This window comes from Legionella anisa (assembly GCF_001467525.1).
Classification (GTDB): Bacteria; Pseudomonadota; Gammaproteobacteria; order Legionellales; family Legionellaceae; genus Legionella; species Legionella anisa.
In genome coordinates this window covers 551,571-574,754 of record NZ_LNXS01000054.1, presented here as the reverse complement: position 1 = coordinate 574,754, position 23,184 = coordinate 551,571, and the positions used below count along the sequence as shown (strand labels likewise).

Genomic DNA, 23,184 nt, shown 5'->3' with positions numbered 1-23,184 from the left:
AGCTATCGATTATACTTGTAAAGAACAAGGACGGTAAGGAGTGATAAACATGGGCAGGAAAATTAAAGAAAAAACAACAAAACATCATAAAAGCCCTTTATGCCGCATAAATAGACCTACAGCCCCTTTAAATAATACGAAGCAAACGTATGACCGGATTGCCTGTGTTTTTCAAGGAGGCGGAGCATTGGGGGCTTATCAGGTCGGTGCATTTCGTGCAATCCATGAAAAAGGATACCATCCTAATTTTCTGGCGGGAGTATCTATAGGTTCTATTAACAGCGCGATTATTGCCGGGAATCCAAGAAACCAGCAAATTGAAAAATTAACTGCATTTTGGAATACGATTGTACCCAAAATATGGACTGATGTATTTTATGAGGCTGAAGTTCCAAATTTGTTACATCATTTTCATAACCGCATGGGCGCTATGAATACGATCTTCAATGGTCTGGAAGGCTTTTTTAAACCCCGTCCCTTTCCACCGACGCCGTTAACTTATGATACACCGGATAAACTCAGCTATTATGATACATCCTTTCTCAAAACAACATTGGAAGGTTTAATTGATTTTGATCGCATTAATGATAAAAAAGTCACCCTATGTTTGGGGGCGGTTAATGTGGCATCCGGAGAAATGGAGTTTTTTAATAATCAAAAAATTACCATTACCCCAGAACATGTCATGGCAAGCGGCGCGCTTCCTCCGGGCCTACCGGCAGTTAAAATTGGTGATGACTATTACTGGGACGGGGGTATCTATGCGAATACACCGCTTGTGACGGTGCTCGATGCCTTACCTGAATTGGATACTTTATGTTTTGTGGTGGATTGTTTCAGTCTGCAAGGACGGTTGCCGCAAACTATGGATGAACTTGAAGAAAGACAAAAAGACATACGTTATGCCAGTCACTCACGCCGGTTGACTAATGTGTATACCAGCCGTCAAAACTTGCAAGCAGCCATACAGTTTTTAGGTGAAAAATTAAGTCCAGAGGCTAAGAAGGATCCTGAGGTTCAGAAAATACTCGAATTGGGGCATAGCAAACATTTCAGCGTGGTGCATATCATTTATCGAGGCTCTCCCTTTACTCATTCGTTCAAAGACTATAACTTCGTTCGCTCAGCAGTTAATTATCGCATGAAAACAGGTTATGAAAATGCGATAGAGGTTCTTAAAAACCCTGTCTGGGAAAGAAAATTGGATAAGCCCATGCTTTGTTCCATTTACGGTGTACCTCCTGATTATTTTGAACAACATTAAAGTTGATGAATGCAGACTACGCTTTGGCGCCTTTCTGGCTCAGAAAACGAAAGAGCAAATGCAAAAACCTCTGCCTGCAACAAAAGCTTAGCAGAGGTTTTTTGATGTTAAAGCGGTCTGTTAATTCTGTCCTGTAGGAGCACCGGAGAATGCGACGCCGCCTGTTCGATTATTGCCGTAGGATGATACGGTCCCCGTGGATAGTGTTCCGTTATTTGCGGCCGTTGTGTTTGCAACGCGTATGGTGGAGTTCCCTATAAACCCGGTGCCATTACTAGAGACGATACACTGATCCACATTAATTTCAGTGCCACTCGGCTCAGCTTGAATACCCGTGGTGTTCGAAGTAAATACCGAGTCAAAAATACTGACTTTGGGGCCTCCCACTGCAGCCATTCCGAGCACACAATTCGCTATTTTCGAATTGTTGATTGACACTTTGGTATTTGCCGAACCGATAACCGAAATCCCGCTCGAACCCATGTTCCGTATCGTTGTGTTGCTGATCGACAGCTGTGCGTTGGTACCGGTGCGTTGATCGAAGATCCCCCGGGCATTGCCCGCGAAATTGCCATCGATTAAGCAGTCTTCAATAAATACTTTCGTGTTAGCGGTATTGCTGGCTGTGATATTCACACCTACCAGTCCAGTGTCGGCACCATTAAAATTGAGGTTTCGCAGACGTACGGTTTTGCGCGTATCTGTACCCGCAAATGAGCTGAAATTAATATTAATTCCATTCGTAGATGCGTTGAGAATAGAAGCAAAGACCTCATGGCAATCAATGGTAATCGACTTAGTGATAGTCACCGCGCCAAAACCACCGGGATCAAGGCAATTGATTTCACCGTTTACAGCAGTCTTTGAAATTGCCCCGGCAAAGGTCTTGCAAGGCGCTGTGCGGCTGCAGGGGTTTACATCGTCGCCGACGCCAGATACCCAAGTCCGTGTAGCTGCCGCCTGAGCCATCGAAGCAAAGCTCATCATAGAGATCGCGATCGTCAACGACTTAATAGTAAACCAAAACTGATTCATTTGAAGTCTCCCTTTTACTTTATGTTTAATCGGTAGTCTAGCTACTTACAACCAGGTTTATCAGGTGACGAACATAGGTGATGAGAATGTTTGTTCCGATCGTAGATGTTTTATTTGTCCATAAATTGATAAATTCAAGTGAAGCTATTCCCGGCTGCTACGATTCTAACTTATTGGATAAATGTACCTCAACTAGGGCTTACCAGAAGAGAAGCTAGGGTTACTTGGTATTTGCCTGATTGCGTCTATGCAGGAAAGAGGTAATTCTGAGACTTAATGCATCAGGAGTAAATTTAGCGGAGTAAGCAAGTATTTTGCTCATGCTACCGGGAATAATAAAAAGTTTGTTTTTCTTAACGCCTTGATAGGCAGCTTTGGCAATTTGCTCAGTAGACTTTATCCCAATGAACCCCCGAGCTAAAAAGCTATTTTCCATTCCTGCTTCTTTAAAAAAATCCGACTGAGTAGGGCCTGGGCAGAGAATGGAAAGGCTAACTCCTGTTCCTTTTAATTCGTAAGCCAGTGCCTCCGAAAAAGAGGCGACATAACTTTTGGATGCGTAATATGCCGCCATAAAAGGGCCTGGTTGAAAGGCGGCAGTAGAAGCGACTTGGAGTATCTTGCCCTGACCTTTGTGAACAAATTTTTTGGCAAAATAATATGTGAGCATCGTCAATGTCGTCATATTGAGTTGCATCAATGCATTTAAATACTCTGCATCCATAGAGACGAAGTCACCAAGGTAACCTATGCCCGCATTATTCACCAAACAATCGATTTCTATATTAAGTGCCTCGATTTGATGGACTAAAGCAGCAGCTGCTTTGGGTTCGCTTAGATCCAATGCAATGACCGTTACGTTGACTGAATACTTTTCTTTGATTTGAATCGCAAGCTCTTCCAATAAACTCTGATTGCGCGCGGTTAAAATTAAATCATGGCCGTGACGTGCAAACTCAAATGCTAACGCGTGTCCAATTCCTCTTGAAGCACCAGTGATGAGAGTAATCATTTTTTAAAGTGGGCTTGGTGGTTTGTTTCTATTATAGGACTATTGGTTAAGGATGCAAATTCTAGGAACATATGTATAGAGTCCTGGTTGCTTGCAGCCAGGACGGTAAATCTTAGGAGCCATGAGTTACATTACCAAGCAATCTACATGCTCGTTTTTTTTGGCATCAAGGATCACTGTTTGCTGATTTTCAGAAGCGGGCTTAGCAACACACTCTTTATAATGTGCAGGAGTAATCAAAGTTAAGTCGGAGTTGAACTGTTGTAATAGCTGCAATCCTTTTTCATAAATGGCTAAAGATTTTTTAGGTTGATCCCAGCATGGTGTAAATGTTGGAAATTCCTGATCGTGTACTTGTGCTGATGTAAATTGTAAGGAAAATAATTTCTGACTCAAGGGTTCTTTGTCTTTAGATTGAATACACTCCGACAAAACACCTGCCAAATAAAAAGCAGCATTAACTTTACGAAAGAGATCATCCTCGGGGTTATTACAAGGCTTCTCACTCTGATTTAAACTATCAAAATGGTTCGACTTTACGGTCTCCATATGTAAATAATGCTCTTCTTGATCATAACAAATAAACCCCGGATTATTATCGATAAAAATAGCATTACCCAAAGTATCCTCCGGAGCTATAGCGTAGGAAATATCTTTTTTCCCATTACTGGAATGAGGCAAGCCGTATTTTTTCTGTTGTTGTTCATCTTTCCAAGCAATATTATCACTCATATGATGTCCAGAAAGGATTATTATTTCTGCAGCAATTTCCGCATAGCGTTGCTCACCCAAGGCTTTAATTAATAATTCTTTTACAAAAGCTTCATTTCTTCTTTTATCACCCGAGCTAAAAAATGCGACCTTAACCAGAGGCATAGAAAACAAAACACGCATAAGCTCTAATATTCCGGGAGGAATGTAATGTGTTACCCCATAAGCTTTGATAACGGCTCCTTTACGGAGAAAAAAGAGTATGGTTTGCAGTGTACATGTTTCAGGCATGGCAAGAACGTTATCAATATCAAATATTAGGGTTACCCTATTCATGTTCTGTATGTGCCATTTTTTATGTAATGTTTGTAAAATGCTTTTAGCTTGTGGATTCGCAATATGACAGGATAGAACCTCCGTATTTGCTTCTTTTACTGTTGGCACCAGAAGTCCTAATTGAATGAAACAATGAAAGAGATTTACTTCATTATCTTTTATCGTCTTTTCAGGAGCAGCAACAATTTCAATGGTGTTTTCTTCTAATAAACGCCTAATCTGTTCGCACTCGTCTGATTTTATTCTTAGCCCATGGATAAAATGATTTTTTTCAAGTTGAGTTTGCTGTAAGTCCCCTTGGAAAAACGGTATGTATTTGGAGTTGAACGAAGTCATACCGTGAATATGTTTCACGGGAAACTCTTCTGCCTCAAAAAAAGAAGGATGAACCCCCATTAAAACAGTTTGGGAAACCAAGGGATTACTAAGAGCAGGGTTTATATATTTTTTTAATTCAGAGGCAATAAATTCGTAGTCCTTCTTTAATAAACCAGTGCGAATGCAAATATCAGCGTGATTAATAAAAAGTTTTACTTTTTTCCCATAATGTTTATTAAGATATTTAATCAATTGACTCAGGGCATCACGAGGTAGAAACATGCCGCTTTGCATGGCAATGTCCTGATATTGATCTTTTTTGTAGTGTTTTTCTTTTAGAGGCCCCTGGAATAGTGCAGGTCGATGTTGTATATAAAGATCAGCTAACAATTGTTTAAAGCTATCTTGAAAACTACTGTAAGAACTTAAATCCAGTCGCCCCAAATCCACGACAACAACAGGATATGCTCCTAGATGATTCTTCACTAGCTCCTGATTTTTCCCAATCTTTTTATGGTGGAAATGGGCTGGATCAACTTCCCCGGTATTCGCATAAAAAGCATATAACATACTTAAAGTAAGTGCTGTGTTAAACGTTAAAGGTCTGAGGATTTCAATAACTCGGTCATCCTCTTCCTCTAAAATTTGAATCACCTCTGTATTATCTTGGTACTGAGAAGATTGTTCATATTCAGAAAATAAAAAGGCGGGTGAACGATATTTTGTTGGAGCAGTTTTTGATATTTTTGTTTTTTCCCACCAATATGAATCGCGTAAGGAAAGGCGTTGAGGGGATTCATAGAGTTCATTTTTTTGGGTTAAGCCTAACTTATAGTCATCATTTCTTCCCAATGCGTAGCAGCGATCTTCTGTATTGAAAATAAAAGTGGCGTGATAACCTGCTAGAGCAGATTTGATGGTCCCATCTTTTGGCAGGTTAACTTTCACAAAACGAGTATGATCTTTTTTATCCCGCTGCTGCTTCCTTAAGCCTTTGCCAACCTCCCATAATTCGCCTTGTTCAGAAAGTACGACCAAGTGTTCATAGGTGAAACTTATCTGTTCAGGCTTAACCTCTGGTGGCAAAGTGATAGTACGTTTTTTCATATAATTGATCGGCATAGAATGGTTCATGTCGATACCATAAAAGTGACATTCCCTCTCTGCAGATAAGACAACTACTGCATGCTTCCCGATGGCAATGGCACGGGGTTGTAATTTTTCAAAATTAAGTAATCTTATGGGAGTTACCTGCGACCAATTGGCGTAAGAAGATGATTCTCCAAGTTGCCCTTCTGTGTTATCGCCAAATCCATACAATTTCCCTTCCTTGCTCGCGATAATCGTTCTTTGATGTCCTGTAACGATTTGCTCCGGTATTGCTCCATCGGGTAATAAAATGGGTGTTGGAAACTCAATTGTTGATTCTTTGCCTAAACCTAATTCACCGCGCGAATTACTGCCAAAGCCATATAAAGTTCCCGTGTCACTTAGAACAAAACTTGAATCACCAGATGCGGCAATAGAAACAGGGAGCTCATTATTAGGTAAAAAAATACTGGCAGTTTTTAACTCCCGGTTTGTAAAACATCCTATTCCTAATTGTCCTGATGCGCCTCGCCCATATCCATCCAATAATCCATTCTCATATAAAATCAAAATATGATTTTCTCCAGATGCAACTTGTTTTACTTTGCATCCATCACGTAACGGAATACCCCAGGAATTCTCAGAGTTTGATTTAGATTCAGAGATTAAAAAATCATTTCGACCAAAACCTAGAATTGTATTTGTTGTCTGATTAAAAAATAAAGTATGCCTCCATCCCGAATAAATCACTTGCCATGATGACTCTTTATTGTTTTGATTCGATAAATGGCTAAAAAAACCATGCGGGCTTACAGCAAGTTGAGAGATGCCTTCGTTTTTATCTTGCATATTGATTATCTTAATAACTCTATAAGATTTTGAATCATATATTAGGGGCTGTTTACAATTCTACTCTCTTGGCAAAAATGCTGCGATTTTATGCGCTCCGATACTCACATACTTCATGTATGCTCCGTTTTGGTGCACTCAAATCTGACTTTTCCCCAAGATTTTTAACTTGTAGCTAAGAGACAGGTGCAAGCAACCAGACCCAACCTATTCAATATAATTTGATTCAACAGTTTCAAAGTGGTTAACAAAGCAGTATAATTGCCGTTTTTTTACTCATCATGGTGATTTCAATGACAATATTGGCTGTTTGTGGACCTGTAGGTAGTGATTATAAAGCGTTCAGTGAACAATGTTATTCTTTATTAAATGAAGAGCGTACTATGTTAATTGATAGCTCTACTTATGATTCTATCGATTCATTATTATCTGCTATCGAGAGTGCATCGCATGGAGATGTCATTGTTTTTGGGCCAGATATTTTTTTGGATGAACAATTACGCGATAAATTTGATGTTAAGGTATTTCTTGAGTTGGATTCCGATCTGTGCCTGAGTAACTATATAAAATCATCCCTTTTAAGCGATACATTTGATCTTGAAAAAATACTGAAAAATTACGAAAGTCAGATTAAACCGCTGAATGAAAAAATAAGAGTTTCTTCCAAATTTGCTGCTTTGCGCCGCCCACAGGCAAGTGCAAATGATGTATTAATTGACTTGCTGATTAATGCAGAAGAGAGAACCTTAAAGAAACCAACTCCATCGGATTCTCTATCTCGAGATCGATTCTGGCAACCTGCATCTTTATCTGTGGTTAAGCTAACAAATGATAAAGTGGAAACTCCAAATCAGATGATGTTTATCTAAAAAGACGCGTAACCTGGTTGCTTGCAACCAGGTGCTACCAAATAGTCCCTTGCTCAGGGGCTGAAATTATAAATTAATATCTTGAGAGGTTATCTTAATTTCGTCTCCAGATTGTCTTGCGACAACAAGAGTATATTCGGGAACCTCAAGCCAAGTAGTTGTGTCCTCAGTCAACGGTTCAGAAGCAATAATAATGCTTTTTTTAGTGCCTTCTTTCATTTTGTACTCATTATCATACAACCCATAACTGTCCCCATAGGTATACCATAATGAATGATAGCCGGAGTGGGCGGAGGGATAGGGATCATCGGGTTCTGGCCATCCATAGTCCAGAACAAATCGGGTGGCAGCAATAAATTCACCATTCGTTATAAATAGATTCACAGGTGAATTAATTTTTATATTTCTTTTTTGACGAATACGATGAAGTATTTTTAAAGTTTCAATAATCGCCTTAATAATATCTTCTGTCTGATAGTTTCCTATGGAATTGGGTAATTGGGATAAAAAAAGAGCATAGATCCATTCACTATCCGTAGTTCCATGAATATATTTTTTATATTTAGGATTAACGTATTCGAGTAAATCATAACGCATCTTTTCAAAATCGCTTAACGATCCATTATGAGCAAGCACCACATTCGAACCCGAAAAAATGAAAGGATGCACATTTTGGTTCGAGATGATTTGTCTTTCGTGATAAGAAACTCCACGTAAATGAGCGAGCAGGCAGTAGGGCGAAATTTTAGATGCAAGGTTATACAGATTGCCGTCGTAAAAAGGCAATTGGGTTGTTTTATATAGATAAGGACAGTGGGGGTTATGCGAGGTATGGTCCCAAGCTGCCATACCAAATCCTGCCAGATTAAGTAAATGTGACATATATTTTGGATTATAACTTTGTTTGATAAATGAATTATCTGGCTTATAGAGTAGCTCTTCAACTACGATCGGTTTACCAAGGTAGGTCAATATTCTGCACATATCATGTTACCTGTTGTAGTTCTCTATATGGAGTCTTATATCCAGTTTATAAATGGATTTTTTCAGTGCTACCAGCGAGCCAAAAATTAAATTAAACAGTTTATACCAAAGTCGAGGATTATTTTCTTTAATCCGTTGTATGGCTGATTCAGAAAGCTTGCATAAGATAGTGTGTTCGCAGGTAAGGTATGTAAAATTAAATAGTACATTATTTTCAATACAACCAATGCTGGCAATTAACGTTCCAGGACCAATCACCGATAATTTAGCAAGTTTGCCATCTTGTATGATGCATGTTTGAATCGCACCATAAAGGACCAGATAGCATGAAGCAGTGCTATCTCGTTCATTTACCAGGATACAATTCTTTGGTGCATTCAGAATAACAAACTGTTTGAGTAAGGTATCAATTTCATCTTGAGTCAATGATTTAAATAAAAGTAAATTTTCTATCTCGCTTTTAGCGATATTACTTTCTTCAAAAATAATTTTCTTGGGTTGATTTAATGAATAAATAATTCTTTCAAAAAATGACAAACTCGTCATATCAGAATCAGAAATAAAAGAAGTAATGATATCGTGTACAGTTTTTAAACGGCTACAAATCTGTTGTGCAAAAACCTGTAATAACTTATATCGTGTTTCCGGAAAATCAACAGAAAGTAATTCAAAGTAACTTCTAGATATGACTAAGCAGAGAACTGAACTGGATGCTATAAAAGAGGTAGAACAAGGCCCATCCTCAATAAAGCTATTTGCTGTAAAAAAATGACCGGACGGAAGTGTTTCCATATTGGTGACGCTCTCGTTCATTATTCGCGCAGTTACAAGGACTGTACCTTCCAGAATAAGATAGACACTGTCTGTTCTTTTTCCTTGATGCACAATGGTTTCACCTTCCACGAATGAAGAAATTTTAGCGTATTTAATCAGGAACTCCAGCTCAAGCGGGCTCAGAAAGTCACCTATGCTTTGTGTCAGTTGTTTATTAAGATTTAACTCGTTTTCATCCGATTCAATAACCATGTTATCCATTGATATATCCTCAGTCATGATTTTCTTGCTGTTTCATCTCTTCGGACCATATTCTGCATTGCTCTTCAACAACTTTAGGCAAGGAACCTACCTTTTTCAATATTTGAAATAATACCAAGGAGTCATTAATTTTATTGGTTACGTCATCCAATAACTGAGTCACATAGTCAGTATTTCCTAATTGACTCGTATATTTTTTTATTTTCTCAGCTGTATCAAATATATCGTCAATAATTAAACCCTGCTTCATTGTATACGGATTAATAAAAGTACCGTCGAACCCATAGCGGGATGCTTCAAATCGGTTTTGGTTGTAGAGATAATATAAATCATTGACTACTTGTGTAGGCCGTTCTTCCAATAAATAAATGGCCAGAGACTGGATATAAGCAGTAATTAATGTGGCTTTTTTGATGGTTAAGGGTGCATCAAAAACTCTAATTTCAACCGTGCCAAATTCGGGCTTGGGTCTGATATCCCAATAAAAATCTTTCATGGATGAGACAATACCCAGATGCCGCATTTTATAAAAATAATCTGAGAATTCTTTCCAATTAATTAAATAAGGTATAACACCGCTGAGTGGAAAGGCATTAAACATTATAGAGCGGGATGAGCAAAAGTTGGTATTAACACTCTGATAAAAAGGTGAGGAGGCTGAGAGGGTAATTAATTGGGGAACATATCGCGAGAGTGCATGAGTAAGATAAAGTGCATTCTCTGAGTTTTCGCAGCCTATATGGATATGCTGACCAAATTCGGTCGCCATTTGGGATAAAAAGCGATATCTCCTTGAAATATTTTTATATCTTAATGTTGGAAATATTTTCTGCATGGCCCAGCTTTGAAAAGGATGACTTCCACCACCACAAATAGCAATCCCAAGGTTAGAGGCTTGCTCTAACAAATAGGCTTTCAATTCAAATAGCTCCTGTAACATGGTTTGTGGTGACTGATGGATTGAAGTATTAATTTCAATCATACTTTGCGTTATCTCAGGTTTTATTCTTACTTGGTTCGGGCCGGCTTTAATATGTCTAATCAGATCTTTGGCTTTGGAAATTAATGAAAAAGATTTGGGATCAATAAGTTGAAGTTCTAATTCAACACCAATTGTTCCAACGGCAGATTTTTTGAACCGAAGATTTCTCATAAAATCTCCTAGAGAAATAAATCCTTTTGGGTTAATTATAATCTAAATAAAAGATACTGCTTGGATTTATTGTGATATTACCTGTGTCAACTCGCTCTGGATTAACACGAATTACTAACTTCTAAACCATTCTTATTTTGAAGCTTATTGGGTCTATGCTAAGTAAACTTGGATAAGTGCGAAGTCCAAGCGTCTTGACACTATATAATTTGTAGTCCAAAGTGATTGCTAATTGATCATGCAAGGACAGCAATGGATATTTTACAATGGTTAGCCCATCTCATCAGCTTCAAATCTATTTCCAACACTACGAATTTGGAGCTCATTGAAACAATAGATGACTGGTTTAAATCACATCATATTCATTCTCAAATGATACCTGGACCGGAAGAATCCAGAGTTAATTTATTTGCAACAATTCCTGCACGGAATGGTCAAACAGAAGGAGGTATTCTTCTGTCAGGTCATACTGATGTTGTCCCTGTAGGGGGGCAAATATGGAATACAGATCCTTTCGTAGCCACAGAGTCTGATAATAAAATTTATGGTCGCGGCGCATGTGATATGAAGGGGTTTCTTGCGGTTATTCTCGCTCTTGTTCCTGAGTTTAAAAAGTTAAACCTGGTGAAGCCGATTCACTTTTCATTGACTTGCGATGAAGAAATAGGTTGTGTTGGCATTCCTTATGTAATTGATTTTTTTAAAAAAAATGACATTCGGCCAGAGGGTTGTATTGTGGGTGAACCTTCGAATATGCGACCAATAATAGGTGGGAAATCCAGAAAACTTTATCATTGTCAGATACAGGGAAAAGCAGTTCATTCTTCACTTGCCTTTGAAGGATGTAATGCAATCGAATATGGGAGTCGTTTAATTTCTTATATTAATTCTATTGCGCGTTATGTAAAAGAAAATGGGCCATTTGATGATGATTTTGATTGTCCATTCAGTACGATAACCGTCAATATTGTCAGTGGCGGCAATGCAACGAATGTAATTCCTGGTGGTTGTGAATTTATTCTTGAAGTGCGTTACATCAATCAATTTCCCATCGTAAATTTCCGCAGTCAAATTGAAAATTATATTAATAATGAGCTGCTCCCTGAAATGAGGAAAACCTATTCCGAAGCAATGATTTATTTTGATGAAACCTCGGATGCACTTGGATTTCGTGCCCTTGAGGATTCATCCATCACGAGGATAGTTCGTGCAGTGACTGGGATAAAGGAGCGATTAAAAGTTTCGTATGGAACAGAAGCGGGAATCATTCAAAATGCACATATCCCTACGGTTATTTGTGGTCCTGGTGATATTAAACAAGCACATAATCCTAATGAATTTATCACGATAGAACAACTTAACCTCTGCGAAAAAGTAATGAAGAATGTAATTACTTTTTTCTGTGTGGCTCCCGTTTAGGGGGGCTGCTTGCATTTCGCTAGCTTGAGTCAAAATGGCCTGATTTTCGAGCACCGAAGCGCAGCATACACCAAGTATGTGAGCATCGAAGCACAGAAAATCAGGACAGTTGGGCCAAGATAGTAGAAATGTAAACAGACCCTAGATTTATTGATTACGAATTCGGTAATAATAACAGGCCATATCCTTATAATGCCCTTTTTTATAATACTTCATACCGCATTTTTGCATGACCCGAAATGAAGCGGTATTATCCCTATCGGCATAGGCGATAATATAATCTGTTTCTATGTTCTCCCTTGCCCAGCGCAGAAGCGCTTTTAATAGTTCTGTAGCATATCCTTTATGCCAAAATTTTTGATGTAAAAGATACCCTACTTTTATTTCTCCAGTTTCAAGCTGGTTGAAATAGGATTCTCCTACAAATTCGTCATTAGAATGCTTAAAAATAACAAAACAGGGTAAACGCTTCTCTTTATAATCAACCAAACATTCATCAATATAATCCTTAATGTCTTTATCGTTTAAAAGGCCTTCAGGAAAAAACTCTTTAACTGCAGGGTCTCTTTCTATAAGTTTTAAATGTTTGTCATCTGTTTTTTTAATTAAGCGTATTCCAAGATGTTGGGTTTTTATCAGATAGTTTTCCATAACATACCTGCAATGTAGGATGTATATATATATATCTTAGTACATTGGTTGTAATAATTATCTTTTTTACCTATTTGCGGTAGTGAAACAATCCTCCGTGGCTTAAATTTGAGTTATTAACTATTTTGATGGATGGCTCCCTGCCTACGCAGGGATGACACTGATTAGATGCATTTACCCGCATATCTTTTTTGTCTGCTTACCGTGGCTTATGCACCGTATCCAGTCGATCGTGCATTGACGGCTGGAGCTGGATTCCGCCATAAAGCTTGAGAGTTCCTCACAAAATCTAACTAGGAAAATACTATTCTACAGTCTACAGCTATGCTTAAAAGACTGTCATCCTGCGTAGGCAGGGATCCATTTACAAGGTACATCTAAGCTTAGTCAGGAAAATAAGACAAGAAGAGCTAAAATTAAATGAATAGCCGAAGGTGTTTGAATGGAATTTGATTCGATTTTTGTCAAAAAAATGTTTTCTACCTAATCTTTAAGGAGCATGGAATGCAAACAAATCGAGGTGTTATTTATACCGGTAAAGGAACCGTTAAAGTGGATGCAATCGATTTCCCAAAATTTGTTAATCCTAAAGGGAAAAAAATTAATCATGCAGTACTACTCAAAGTGATATCTACGAATATTTGCGGTAGTGATCAGCACATGGTGAGAGGAAGAACGACAGCGCCAGTGGGAATGGTTTTAGGGCACGAGATTACAGGTGAAGTGATTGAGGCAGGATCAGATGTCGAATTTATAAAGGTAGGCGATCTTTGTTCTGTTCCCTTTAATGTTGCGTGTGGGCGTTGTAAAAATTGCAAAGAACAATTCACGGATGTATGCCTCAATGTAAATGATTCGCGTGCTGGAGGTGCTTATGGCTATGTCGATCTCGGAGGCTGGATTGGTGGTCAAGCAGAATATGTCATGATTCCGTATGCAGATTTTAATTTATTAAAATTTCCTGATAAAGATCAGGCTCTAGCAAAAATTCGTGATTTAACGTGTCTTTCCGATATTTTACCTACGGGTTATCACGGTTGTATCAAAGCAGGTGTTAAATCAGGATCAACGGTCTTTATATCGGGTGCGGGGCCTGTTGGTCTTGCTGCAGCTGCTTCAGCATTTTTTCTTGGTGCAGCTGTTGTTATTATTAGTGATGTCAATGAAGATAGGCGAACTCATGCCCAAAGCTTTGGCTGTCAGACGGTCAATCCCTCTTTGGATGCGTCTATGCGTGAACAAATCCAGCAAATTTTAGGGGTACCTGAAGTCGACTGCGCTATTGATTGTGTTGGGTTTGAAGCAAGGGGGCACGATGCAGATGGAAAAGCAATTGAGGAACCTGCTGTGGTTCTCAATCAGTTGATGGAAGTAACTCGGGCGGCTGGTGCTATTGGGATCCCTGGCTTATATGTCACAGCAGATCCAGGCGGTGTAGATAAAGCGGCAAAAAAAGGTATTTTAAGTTTGCACCTGGGTACGGGTTGGGCAAAATCACTGTCATTTGCTACAGGCCAAACGCCGGTAATGAAATATAATTATGGTTTAATGATGGCTATTTTGAACGACCGACTTCCAATAGCAAAGGCCGTCAATGTTTCTGTGATTACTTTAAATGAGGCACCTCGTGCTTATGTTGAGTTTGATCATGGAGCGCCCAAAAAATTTGTTATTGATCCCCATAAGTCTTTTTCATAAGTCTCCTGGTTACCTTTTATCCATGCAATGATAGATAAGGGTAACCATGAGTGATATAGCAGTCAGAGTTAATGCCATCGGGAGAGGATATGTTTTGGGTAGATGGGACATGATGAGTACTCCTATGGCTGAAAAGGTCATTTGCGCACAACCAACCACTGCAGCGGCTGACCCTGCCATGTGTTTAAAAGGAGCAACTGCTGCAGACATTCCTCGGGGATAAAGGATACCAATACATCCAGTCATAAAAACAATGGGTACAAGTACGGTGTAAATATTAAACAACCCAATTCCAGCGACTAGAGTGAGAATAATAAGACTACCTGTCATAATCATATTAGCAATGGATAACAACCGATCCGCTGGCAAAATGGTTGTTTGATTAATCAATGAGCCTGTTATAAAACCCGCAGAAGTCAGAATAAAAGTTAAACTGTACATGACTGGGCTTAAATGTAATCCTTGCTGTAACATAAACGGAGACGCAACATAATAACTACTCATTGCTGCAAAAGACAAAGTCGCTGTCAGGGTGTATTTGATAAACTGGCGATTGCTATTTAATGCATAGAGATGAAATAAAGAATCTTTTAACCTGGCTTTTTGCCTTGTTTCCCAAGGAGAAGTTTCCTCAAATAAATAAATAGTAATGACCATGATTATCAGGCAGTACCCGGCTAAACACCAAAAAATGAATCGCCAGTTACTTATCAGCTGAATTAACCCGCCTAAGGTTGGTGAAAACATGGAAGTTAATGAGGCGATTATCGAAGAATAACCAATTGCTTTAGTGAGTGACGTTCCGCTATGTGAATCATTTAATGTTGCTCTGGCAACCGAGGTAATACAGCCTGCCCCCAAACCTTCAACAGCGCGGCCAAGCAGTAGTACAGTAATGGTTTCAGCTGTCGCACAGGACACAGCAGCAACTATATAAATCGTCATGCCAAACAAAATAACAGGCTTTCTACCAAAGATATCTGATAACGCGCCACCAATTAATTGGGAAATCCCAAAAAAGAACATATACATGGTAAGGGTGGAACCAACTAAAGCTGAATTGGTATGCAACGCGTGCGTGATTTCAGGTAGCGAAGGCAAATAAATCACTGAGGCAAGTTGTCCAATACTAACAAGCGCACAAGAAATTATAACAATCGCTAATTGTAATGAATGTTGGTTCGTCAAATTCATAGGCAAGACATGTTGTACTTTTGATTGATTATCATAGTACACCACAAATTGTGTAACAATTTAAAAAAATTCACCACCCAGGACAGCATGTTTCAGTTGAGAAGATAGTGAATTGTTCTATACCTATAGTATGGAGTTTGCGAAAAGGATTTTAACTATGAAAAAAGTACGCGTGACTGTGGATGAAATCGTAAATGCTGCACTCTCTCTTGCTGAACAGACTTCATGGGAAAATGTGCGGTTATTTGATATTGCCAAGCGGCTTAATGTTAATCTTGAGGATATTCGTTCTTTTTTTCGTGAAAAGAATGAATTAGTGGATGCTTTTTTCGATAGGGCGGACAAAGCAATGTTAACAAGAGCAGAGCAGCCAGAAATGATGGAGCTAGATGCCCCAGAGCGGCTACACAAACTCTTAATGTCTTGGTTTCACGTGCTGCAAAGTAATCGCAATGTTGCGAGACAAATGCTTTGGTCACAACTGGAAGTGGGACATATTCATGTGCAATTTCCTGCGCTTTTGCGAGTGAGCAGAACCGTACAATGGTGGCGAGAGGCAGCCAAACGCTCAGCAACTTATTACCACCGTGCTATTGAAGAGACCGGTTTGACACTCATTTTTCTAATGACCATGACTTATTGGTTACACGACGATTCGAAAGGAGCCATCAATACCAGTCGATTTTTGCAAAAAAAGCTTAGCCAAGCACACTGTTTAAAGGAAAAGGCTAAGGATTTCTGCGGTCTTCGTCATGGGGGTGATTTTACTCGTGGGATAAAATCGGATGATACCGACATTATCTCTCGTTAACGCAGCAGGATGGACCAAAAAGTGTGTCCTCTCCCCTTATTTGATTGTGACCTTGCTGAAGATTTCTGCAACAAGAAAATCAAGTTGGGACGAGGTCACCTCTTCAAGGTATTCCACTTGCGGCGTAGGAATAATATCTACCAAGATTTCGGTTGATTTTTTACGTGCCAATTGATCCTGGTATTCTTTACTAAACTCGGTTCTTATCTCTCTACTTGCTAATTCATCCATAAATTCTTCACTAAAATCAGCTAACTGTTTCTTGCGAGCAACTTCTTCAAGATATTCAGTGAAAAATTGTTTTTTTAACTTTTCTTCCATTTGTGCTGAGGTGATTTCAAGTTCGATGCGCTCTGTTCTCGCAGCCACTTGCATGCTGGAATCAACACCTAAATGTGACGCTCCTTTAGCGGTTATAATACAACGGGGGGCGTTGTTTAGTCCAATAACACGCCCTTTTCCCATACTGCTGGGGTCGTAGGTAAAATGTTGGCCATTGGGCAGAAGCAGTCTACTGCCTTCTGCATGAGGCAGGCGTCCTTCTATCCAATCAAAAATCTGTTCGGTCGCTTCGTGTCCTCCTCGATAACCTGCTTTTACCTCATACAATTTGAGAATTCTTAAATTACCTTTTTCAATGACCGCGATGACATCATCAGCAAATAATTTTTCTGGATTGAGTTTCCCTTTTTCCATTAATTGAATTTTAAGACCGCTAATCAGTTTGGCATCGGGTACGGTTTTGCGAATTTCATCAAGATGTTTGAGTTTGATATCCTTTGAAAGAATTTCAGCTAAATTGCCTTTAAGAACATTGAAACTCCCCTGTGTGACGGTGGCTGTGCGAATTCGATAATTTTTTAATACCTCTTGGGGGCTAATGCCAGCAAAAGTTGTCGGAAAAAAATCTTCAAGTCGTTCTGTGAGTTTTTCGGGTTGCTTAAAGAATTTCGCTAACAATTGCATGGCTTCGTCATCAGACAGGTCCATTGGCCGGGGAACCTCAAAGTTATTAATAAGATGCTGTGTTTGTCGTAACTTATACTTGGCGCGCCTTATATAGTCGCTGCCTAAAAAACCTTTAAGTAATTTGATTGCTTCAGGATTTCGCGTTTTACCCAGGGCCCATTTGCGGGGGCTTTCTGGGCTTGATTTACCTTTTGTGTAGATGCGATAAGCCTCTTGCAACTCACTATGCATAAATCCCGTGCCGTCTACATTGAGCAGATCATCAATAGTTGGTGGTTCGCTTTTAATTTTTTTATAGATTCTACTCAGCTCCTCCACTTGTTCTACTGTAGCCGCTAGTCCTTTTTTAATTCTTTTTTCAGCTTCGCGAATCAGTTTTGCATCTTCCGCATTGAGTCCACCTTTTTTTATTTTCTCAAGTAATCGCGCTGTTTTTTCTGCCCGACGTCCAAAAGAACGTCTTAATACGGACACACTGCGGGCAGCGCCGCTTGCTGCAAATGGAAGTAGCGCCCCGATGCCAAGTATTGCAATTTCGGTGCTCGATAATTTTCGGCCATATAAATCACGACCGCTATACCAACCTTTGGTAAACTCAGCAATGTCAACTACATCACCGATAGCGGGTATAAAACGAACGGCTAAATCGATTGCTGTTAGTTCCGGACTAAGAACAATCGGTTGAATAATTGGAATTGATTTCGGATTAAGGCGTTGCCAATAGGATTTGATCTCATTAAATTGCAGGCCTTGTGTGGGTACATTCGCTATTTTTTCTGTTTCGTAAATTTCAAAAAAACTCACCGCACTTGAGGTTTTTTTGCCACCGAGTAATACATTCCCGGGAGTATAATAAATAGGTTCTCGTACCAATTCGACTTTAACCGCGGGAGTCTTCACTATTTCGAGCAATGGAAGATTACTAAATTTATTTCCGCGCTTGGCATCGATGCTTCCGTTTGCATTAATCTGGAACGCAAATTGTGCATCTGAATGTACTTGATCAATCTGGTTTAATAAATCTAAAAATTCTATATCACCATTATGACGCGGTACGGTAATAATCAAATCTTGCTTCGATTGCAGATGGCGAATAATAATCCCATTATTAAGGGGTGAAAGCATAAAAAAATTACTGGAGGGAATCGAATACAGATACCATTTCCTAAGATCCCCAACATCTTTACCTTGTGGCGGTTCGGGTGGATTTACCTGGAATTCACCAAGCAGGTTATGGGTATTAAAATCAGTGCCAATAATGGGCACGAGTTCAGGATCTTGTACTCTAATAATCTCAACCAAAGGGAAAAATGAGTTGGGTGTATAAGGCTCAGGAGGATATCCGTTGAGTATAATACTTACTCCAGGTCCTGCTATGAGTTTAAAAATGGCATAAGGACGATCAGACGTAGGTTCCAAATATTGATAATGAGCAGGCATTCGTCCTTTAGCCTGTGCGCCACGTAAATCAGTTAGTTCAATAACCAGCTTTTTTCCGCTTAAAATGTAGATAAAGTTCAATTTGATTTTATTCTTACTTATTTCGGCTGAAAAATTTTCGTAAGCACTCATATCCTTATCCTATTGTTTGAAAAATCCATTTTGCGAACTATAATTGTTCATTATGGACTATAAAGTCTCAGGATGAGAATCAAAATGATGAAAACAGAAATTTTATTCAAATTTGCTGTGATACGAAATCCTGAAGTTGAGGAATCCAAGCCAGGGCGCACCATTAATTTTGAGAGTCATCAATGGGTGAAACGCATAACAGGGCTAGCCACAAATAATGTTTCCTTGGACGATGCACGTCGACGTGTCTCCAATGATTTTATGGATTCATCCACTTATTTTCTGCGTGCTCCCAATTGGCAACCTTTTTTAGCGCGTCAGGCAGAAATTCAGCGTCTTTTGAAAATCTCTGAAAACGAAGCCCAATTTAAATCCTTTTTTAATCCCTTATTAATACAAATTAATTCGAGTTTTAATTCCCTGGAACATTTTGTAGGGAGTAAGGAATTTAAGCAGCTCAAAGAGCAATTATGGCATAGTTATTACAGTAATGTTGCCTTAATCACGAGACGCGCACAAGATCGCCCTGTACTCGAATTTTGGCTTAGATTCTGGCATTTTTTAGAGCGATTGGTGGCTGGAGATGCCTTTAAGGATTTAATCAATGATTTTAATAAATGGTCTTTTGCTGTGCCTAATCAATTGGTGCGGGCAGTAAAAACGGAAGATACCAAAGAATCGGAGCAGCAAACAGGCAGTAGTTCAATCCCGGTGAGCATTAGCAATAAAATTGCGGAGACAAGAAAGACAATCGCTCAATTGCAGGCTACGCGTGCCCAAATCGTCAAAGTATTTCATGCCAAATTGGCTGAAGTTACTGAAAAAGAAGAATCAGAAAAAACGAAACCTATTCCAGATTCTGGAGGCTCAACAAGCACTCGAAAAGCCCCCTGGATGCTAACGGCTAAGGAAATTGGCAGCGATGCGGCAAAGGCTTTGGAGCATTTGGGTATCTCTCTGGATACGCATGACGCAACCCAACTCAGTGCCTTATTAGAACGACAAGAGGCGGAACTGGAGAGCGAAGTTTTTAAGCTAGAGTATACAAAACGAGTTACCTTGGTTAGGGGTGTCCCTGTAATAGTACGTAGAAAGGATGCATCAAATGACCAAATCAAAGATTAAACCCATTGGCATTGCCGATTTAAAAGTAGTGAAGCAAACCCTCGTTCGCTATGCTGCAGGGGAGGTCGCTCATATCGAGAATGTCATGGCGACAGAAAGCCGTGGTCGTCATCATCGACGTTTACGACAAATGGAAGAAACCATAACCAGTGAGTTTGAACGCACCGAAGAAAGTAAACGTGATCTACAAACGACTGAGCGATTTGAAATGCAGCAGGAAACTCAAAAAACCATTCAATCTGAAACACGTTTTCAGATAGGTGCCGAAGTTTCGGCTGGGTTTGGCCCCGTGCAAATCGGTGTCTCAACCCAATTTTCCACCAGCAATTCCAAAACTGAGTCCGATCTTAATGCAGTCAATTATGCCAAGGAAGTTGTGGAGCACTCCTTAGAAAGCTTGGTTGAACGTGTTCGGGAAGAACGAGTCATCCGAACTCTAGATGAATTTGAAGAAAAAAATTATCATCAGTTTGAGAATACGGATGGTGAAAATAAAAGTGGTATTTATCGCTGGGTTGATAAATATTACCGAGCCAAAGTGGTGAACTATGGAAAACGCTTATATTATGAATTTATGATACCTGAGCCTGCTGCATTTTATATTTTTTCACGACAACATACGCTTGATAATGAAATACTGCCTGAAGAACCCTTGTCACCAGTCGATCCAGTGACAAATAAACCGTTAGCTCCTCATCATATTACCCGTACCAACTACCTTGCATTAGCTCAGAGCTATGGTGCGGATGGGATCGTACCCCCACCGAGAAAAGAAATAATAGCTTCACGGGTCATAGGCCGTGAATTAAAGGCAGAAGAACAATGGATATTCACCGACAATGAATTGGAAATTCCTCCCGGATACGTTTACGGCAGCAGCTCTTGGTATTATACCTTTGGCGGAGCAGGGGACGTTTATCGCTTTTCCATCCATCGGTCTGTACATGTGCTGAGTCGTGATGAGAAAGAGTCTACTTCAAACGGGGTAAGCATTCCCGCGATTAGCGGCATGTTTCCTATTGGTGTACGCGGGCATGGAATTGGTTCTCTGATGATAAGTATTGCGATTGTTTGCAAATTAACCCAGGAATATGAAGATGAATGGCGGCTTAAAACATATCAAACGATTATGGCGGCCTACAATAAAAAAAGACTTGAATATGAAGAACGTCTTGCAGCGGCACAAGTGCAAGAGGGTGTCGAAATTGGAGGAAACAATCCACTTCTTAATCGTACCATTGAAAGAGAAGAACTTAAAAAAGGATGTATTACCCTCTGGACCGGTTTTAAATACAATGCCGTACCCGGAATAACCCACGATACCAATGCGAATGTCCCAAATAATTACCCAGAAATTCATATTGATAACGCTTTGGAAATGACTCCAGAAATTCAATTTTTGGAACAATCATTTGATTGGAAGAACATGACCTATGAGTTTTATCCTTACTACTGGGGACGTAAAAAATATTGGCTTGATATTTATCCTATTAAAGATAACGACCCCTTGTTTGCAGATTTTTTACGTGCTGGTGCTGCGCGAGTACTCGTTCCAGTTCGTATTGAGGCAACCAAAGCAATCCTCTTTTATCAACTGACTGGTAAAATGTGGCCAGGAGGTGATGTGCCAAAATTTGATCCACCTGACCCATCCGGAACTTTTGCGGCCGCGGGTGTAGAAGATAATACAGATGCTGAATTTAAACTCTATAAAGAGTATGTTGCTGAATTACAAAATGAAAGTATGATTGGTGATATTAACGAGGATATAGTCATCGCACCGGATGACCCTGAAGCCTGGATGTTTAAGGTTCCAACCACGCTTGTATGGTTGCAAAGTGATATGGAATTGCCGGATCTTGAAGCTGGCACTACTGAGGATGACGACGACAATGCCTAAATATAAATCATTTTCTGGAAGCAATACTTCGATTCTCATTGAAGTAGAAGAAGGAAGCACAGGAGAAGGGAACGGTAATTTCAAAGACTCCTTATCTGTGCTACCCGAAGTCATTCGTTTCTTTGTTGATTCAGTCGATAAAATACCGACAAAGAAGAAACCAAAAGAACTTAAAATTACGTTCAGCCTTAAGACCTTGGAGGATGGCAGTTTAGCCATATCGTCTGATTCAGATGAAGGTAATTTTAAAATAAAAATGTTGTGGTCATCAGAGCCACCCTCTGCAGATGAGTTTACCCGTTAGTTGGCAGTTCCGCGCAAGCAATCAGGATTTACCCGAAATAGAATGTTTCTGATTTTTCTTCTATATTCATTTTTATTAAGGGCGTTATTAAGGATGAAAACATGATAAGGATATTCATGTGTCTAGGTCTTCTTTTAAGCAGTAATATACTCATTGCAAATACTGCACCGCAAGCGGGGATTAACTTAACCCCATGTTTTAACATGAATGACGTAGAACGGATCGGCAAACAAGTCAATGAACTCTTACGCCATGAGTTTTGCGAAGAAAAAATTGCTCCCAAAAAATTCGCATCGGTCAGCCAAAATATCCTCTCAAAAATCATGACAGAATCCTTCCTGGGAGTGACTCCACCAGAAAATTGGCAGCAATTAACCGATGATATTATAAAAAGCTGTCTGGAAAACAAGGATCTGTGTAAAAGAGAAGCGCGGAAAGAGTTTGAAACATGTATCAAACCTAAAATACCTTTAATCTTGGTACAAGTGGGGCCTTGGCTTGCAGAACATTGTGCCCAATTGAATAAGTCATTAATTCAGCAATGGCCTGATAAAAAAGAAATCCTCAAAAAGACAATTAATGAAAACAAGACATCTGAAAGTGCCTTGTAATTTTAAATCTCTGCCTACGCCCTACGGCTTGTCCGCAGGGTCCAGTATTTTAGTACAGCTCTTCTGGATCCCGCGGATAAGCCTTGAGAGATCCTCACAAAATTTAACCAGGTAGCATGTCAATTGTTGGCTGTCATCCCTGCGTAGGCAGGGGATCCATTCATCAAAATAGTTCATCGCTCAAATTAAGCCACGGAGGATGGTTTCACTCAATTAAAATTAATTTTCCATTGTCTTTTCACTTTTTTAATTTGCTTTTCCCGCGTACATTGTAA

General features: G+C 39.5%; 18 protein-coding genes. 9 read left to right on the top strand and 9 right to left on the bottom strand.

What is annotated here, in order from left to right:
- Positions 1-49: 49 nt before the first annotated feature.
- Positions 50-1,264, top strand: coding sequence for a patatin-like phospholipase family protein (locus tag Lani_RS18945; protein WP_019234018.1), 1,215 nt, complete (start codon positions 50-52; stop codon positions 1,262-1,264).
- Between the two features lie 120 nt (positions 1,265-1,384).
- On the opposite strand, the gene Lani_RS18940 is transcribed toward Lani_RS18945, so the two are convergent.
- From Lani_RS18940 to Lani_RS18930, 3 genes are all read right to left on the bottom strand, one after another.
- Positions 1,385-2,299: a hypothetical protein gene (locus Lani_RS18940; RefSeq protein WP_019234019.1), complete on the bottom strand. Its 915-nt coding sequence runs from the start codon at positions 2,297-2,299 to the stop codon at positions 1,385-1,387.
- A gap of 220 nt (positions 2,300-2,519) precedes the next feature.
- The gene (locus Lani_RS18935; RefSeq protein ID WP_019234020.1) at positions 2,520-3,311 is read right to left on the bottom strand and encodes an SDR family NAD(P)-dependent oxidoreductase; all 792 of its coding nucleotides are present in this window, start codon (positions 3,309-3,311) and stop codon (positions 2,520-2,522) included.
- Positions 3,312-3,437: 126 nt separating this feature from the next.
- Positions 3,438-6,614 (bottom strand): AAA family ATPase, encoded by a 3,177-nt coding sequence (locus Lani_RS18930; protein ID WP_019234021.1) that lies wholly within the window; start codon positions 6,612-6,614, stop codon positions 3,438-3,440.
- A 293-nt stretch (positions 6,615-6,907) separates the two neighbouring features.
- On the opposite strand from Lani_RS18930, the gene Lani_RS18925 reads away from it, so the two are divergent.
- Positions 6,908-7,483, top strand: a complete 576-nt coding sequence (locus tag Lani_RS18925) for a nucleoside/nucleotide kinase family protein (protein ID WP_019234022.1) — start codon at positions 6,908-6,910, stop codon at positions 7,481-7,483.
- A gap of 66 nt (positions 7,484-7,549) precedes the next feature.
- On the opposite strand, the gene Lani_RS18920 is transcribed toward Lani_RS18925, so the two are convergent.
- Genes Lani_RS18920 through Lani_RS18910 form a run of 3 tightly spaced genes read right to left on the bottom strand, consistent with a single transcriptional unit; the run spans position 7,550 to position 10,655 of the window.
- Complete coding sequence (locus tag Lani_RS18920) at positions 7,550-8,467, bottom strand: class II glutamine amidotransferase (RefSeq protein WP_019234023.1); 918 nt, start codon at positions 8,465-8,467, stop codon at positions 7,550-7,552.
- A gap of 6 nt (positions 8,468-8,473) precedes the next feature.
- Complete coding sequence (locus Lani_RS18915; protein WP_019234024.1) at positions 8,474-9,502, bottom strand: Crp/Fnr family transcriptional regulator; 1,029 nt, start codon at positions 9,500-9,502, stop codon at positions 8,474-8,476.
- 10 nt (positions 9,503-9,512) lie between these two features.
- Complete coding sequence (locus tag Lani_RS18910) at positions 9,513-10,655, bottom strand: YbdK family carboxylate-amine ligase (protein ID WP_019234025.1); 1,143 nt, start codon at positions 10,653-10,655, stop codon at positions 9,513-9,515.
- A 252-nt stretch (positions 10,656-10,907) separates the two neighbouring features.
- Here Lani_RS18910 and argE point away from each other — a divergent pair, with 252 nt between their 5' ends.
- Positions 10,908-12,074, top strand: a complete 1,167-nt coding sequence (gene argE / locus Lani_RS18905; protein ID WP_019234026.1) for an acetylornithine deacetylase — start codon at positions 10,908-10,910, stop codon at positions 12,072-12,074.
- Positions 12,075-12,221: 147 nt separating this feature from the next.
- Here the strand turns inward: argE and Lani_RS18900 are convergent, their stop codons facing one another.
- Entirely contained in the window at positions 12,222-12,725 is a 504-nt protein-coding gene (locus tag Lani_RS18900; RefSeq protein ID WP_019234027.1) for a GNAT family N-acetyltransferase, read from the bottom strand.
- 504 nt (positions 12,726-13,229) lie between these two features.
- Here Lani_RS18900 and fdhA point away from each other — a divergent pair.
- The gene (fdhA, locus tag Lani_RS18895) at positions 13,230-14,423 is read left to right on the top strand and encodes a formaldehyde dehydrogenase, glutathione-independent (protein WP_019234028.1); all 1,194 of its coding nucleotides are present in this window, start codon (positions 13,230-13,232) and stop codon (positions 14,421-14,423) included.
- Positions 14,424-14,432: 9 nt separating this feature from the next.
- Here the strand turns inward: fdhA and Lani_RS18890 are convergent, their stop codons facing one another.
- The gene (locus tag Lani_RS18890) at positions 14,433-15,617 is read right to left on the bottom strand and encodes a multidrug effflux MFS transporter (RefSeq protein ID WP_019234029.1); all 1,185 of its coding nucleotides are present in this window, start codon (positions 15,615-15,617) and stop codon (positions 14,433-14,435) included.
- A gap of 157 nt (positions 15,618-15,774) precedes the next feature.
- Between Lani_RS18890 and Lani_RS18885 the strand changes: the two genes are divergently transcribed.
- Positions 15,775-16,428 (top strand): hypothetical protein, encoded by a 654-nt coding sequence (locus Lani_RS18885; protein ID WP_019234030.1) that lies wholly within the window; start codon positions 15,775-15,777, stop codon positions 16,426-16,428.
- Positions 16,429-16,464: 36 nt separating this feature from the next.
- On the opposite strand, the gene Lani_RS18880 is transcribed toward Lani_RS18885, so the two are convergent.
- A complete protein-coding gene (locus Lani_RS18880; RefSeq protein WP_019234031.1) occupies positions 16,465-18,969 on the bottom strand; it encodes a hypothetical protein in 2,505 nt (834 codons plus the stop codon).
- A gap of 84 nt (positions 18,970-19,053) precedes the next feature.
- On the opposite strand from Lani_RS18880, the gene Lani_RS18875 reads away from it, so the two are divergent.
- The 4 genes from Lani_RS18875 (at position 19,054) to Lani_RS18860 (ending at position 22,909) form a co-directional block, all read left to right on the top strand.
- Positions 19,054-20,094: a hypothetical protein gene (locus tag Lani_RS18875; protein ID WP_019234032.1), complete on the top strand. Its 1,041-nt coding sequence runs from the start codon at positions 19,054-19,056 to the stop codon at positions 20,092-20,094.
- The gene (locus tag Lani_RS18870) at positions 20,075-21,994 is read left to right on the top strand and encodes a hypothetical protein (RefSeq protein ID WP_019234033.1); all 1,920 of its coding nucleotides are present in this window, start codon (positions 20,075-20,077) and stop codon (positions 21,992-21,994) included. Before Lani_RS18875 ends, Lani_RS18870 begins: the two co-directional genes overlap by 20 nt.
- Entirely contained in the window at positions 21,987-22,298 is a 312-nt protein-coding gene (locus tag Lani_RS18865; RefSeq protein ID WP_019234034.1) for a CU044_2847 family protein, read from the top strand. The genes Lani_RS18870 and Lani_RS18865 overlap by 8 nt, the downstream gene beginning before the upstream one ends.
- A gap of 101 nt (positions 22,299-22,399) precedes the next feature.
- Positions 22,400-22,909, top strand: coding sequence for a hypothetical protein (locus tag Lani_RS18860; protein ID WP_040522744.1), 510 nt, complete (start codon positions 22,400-22,402; stop codon positions 22,907-22,909).
- Positions 22,910-23,184 lie beyond the last annotated feature (275 nt).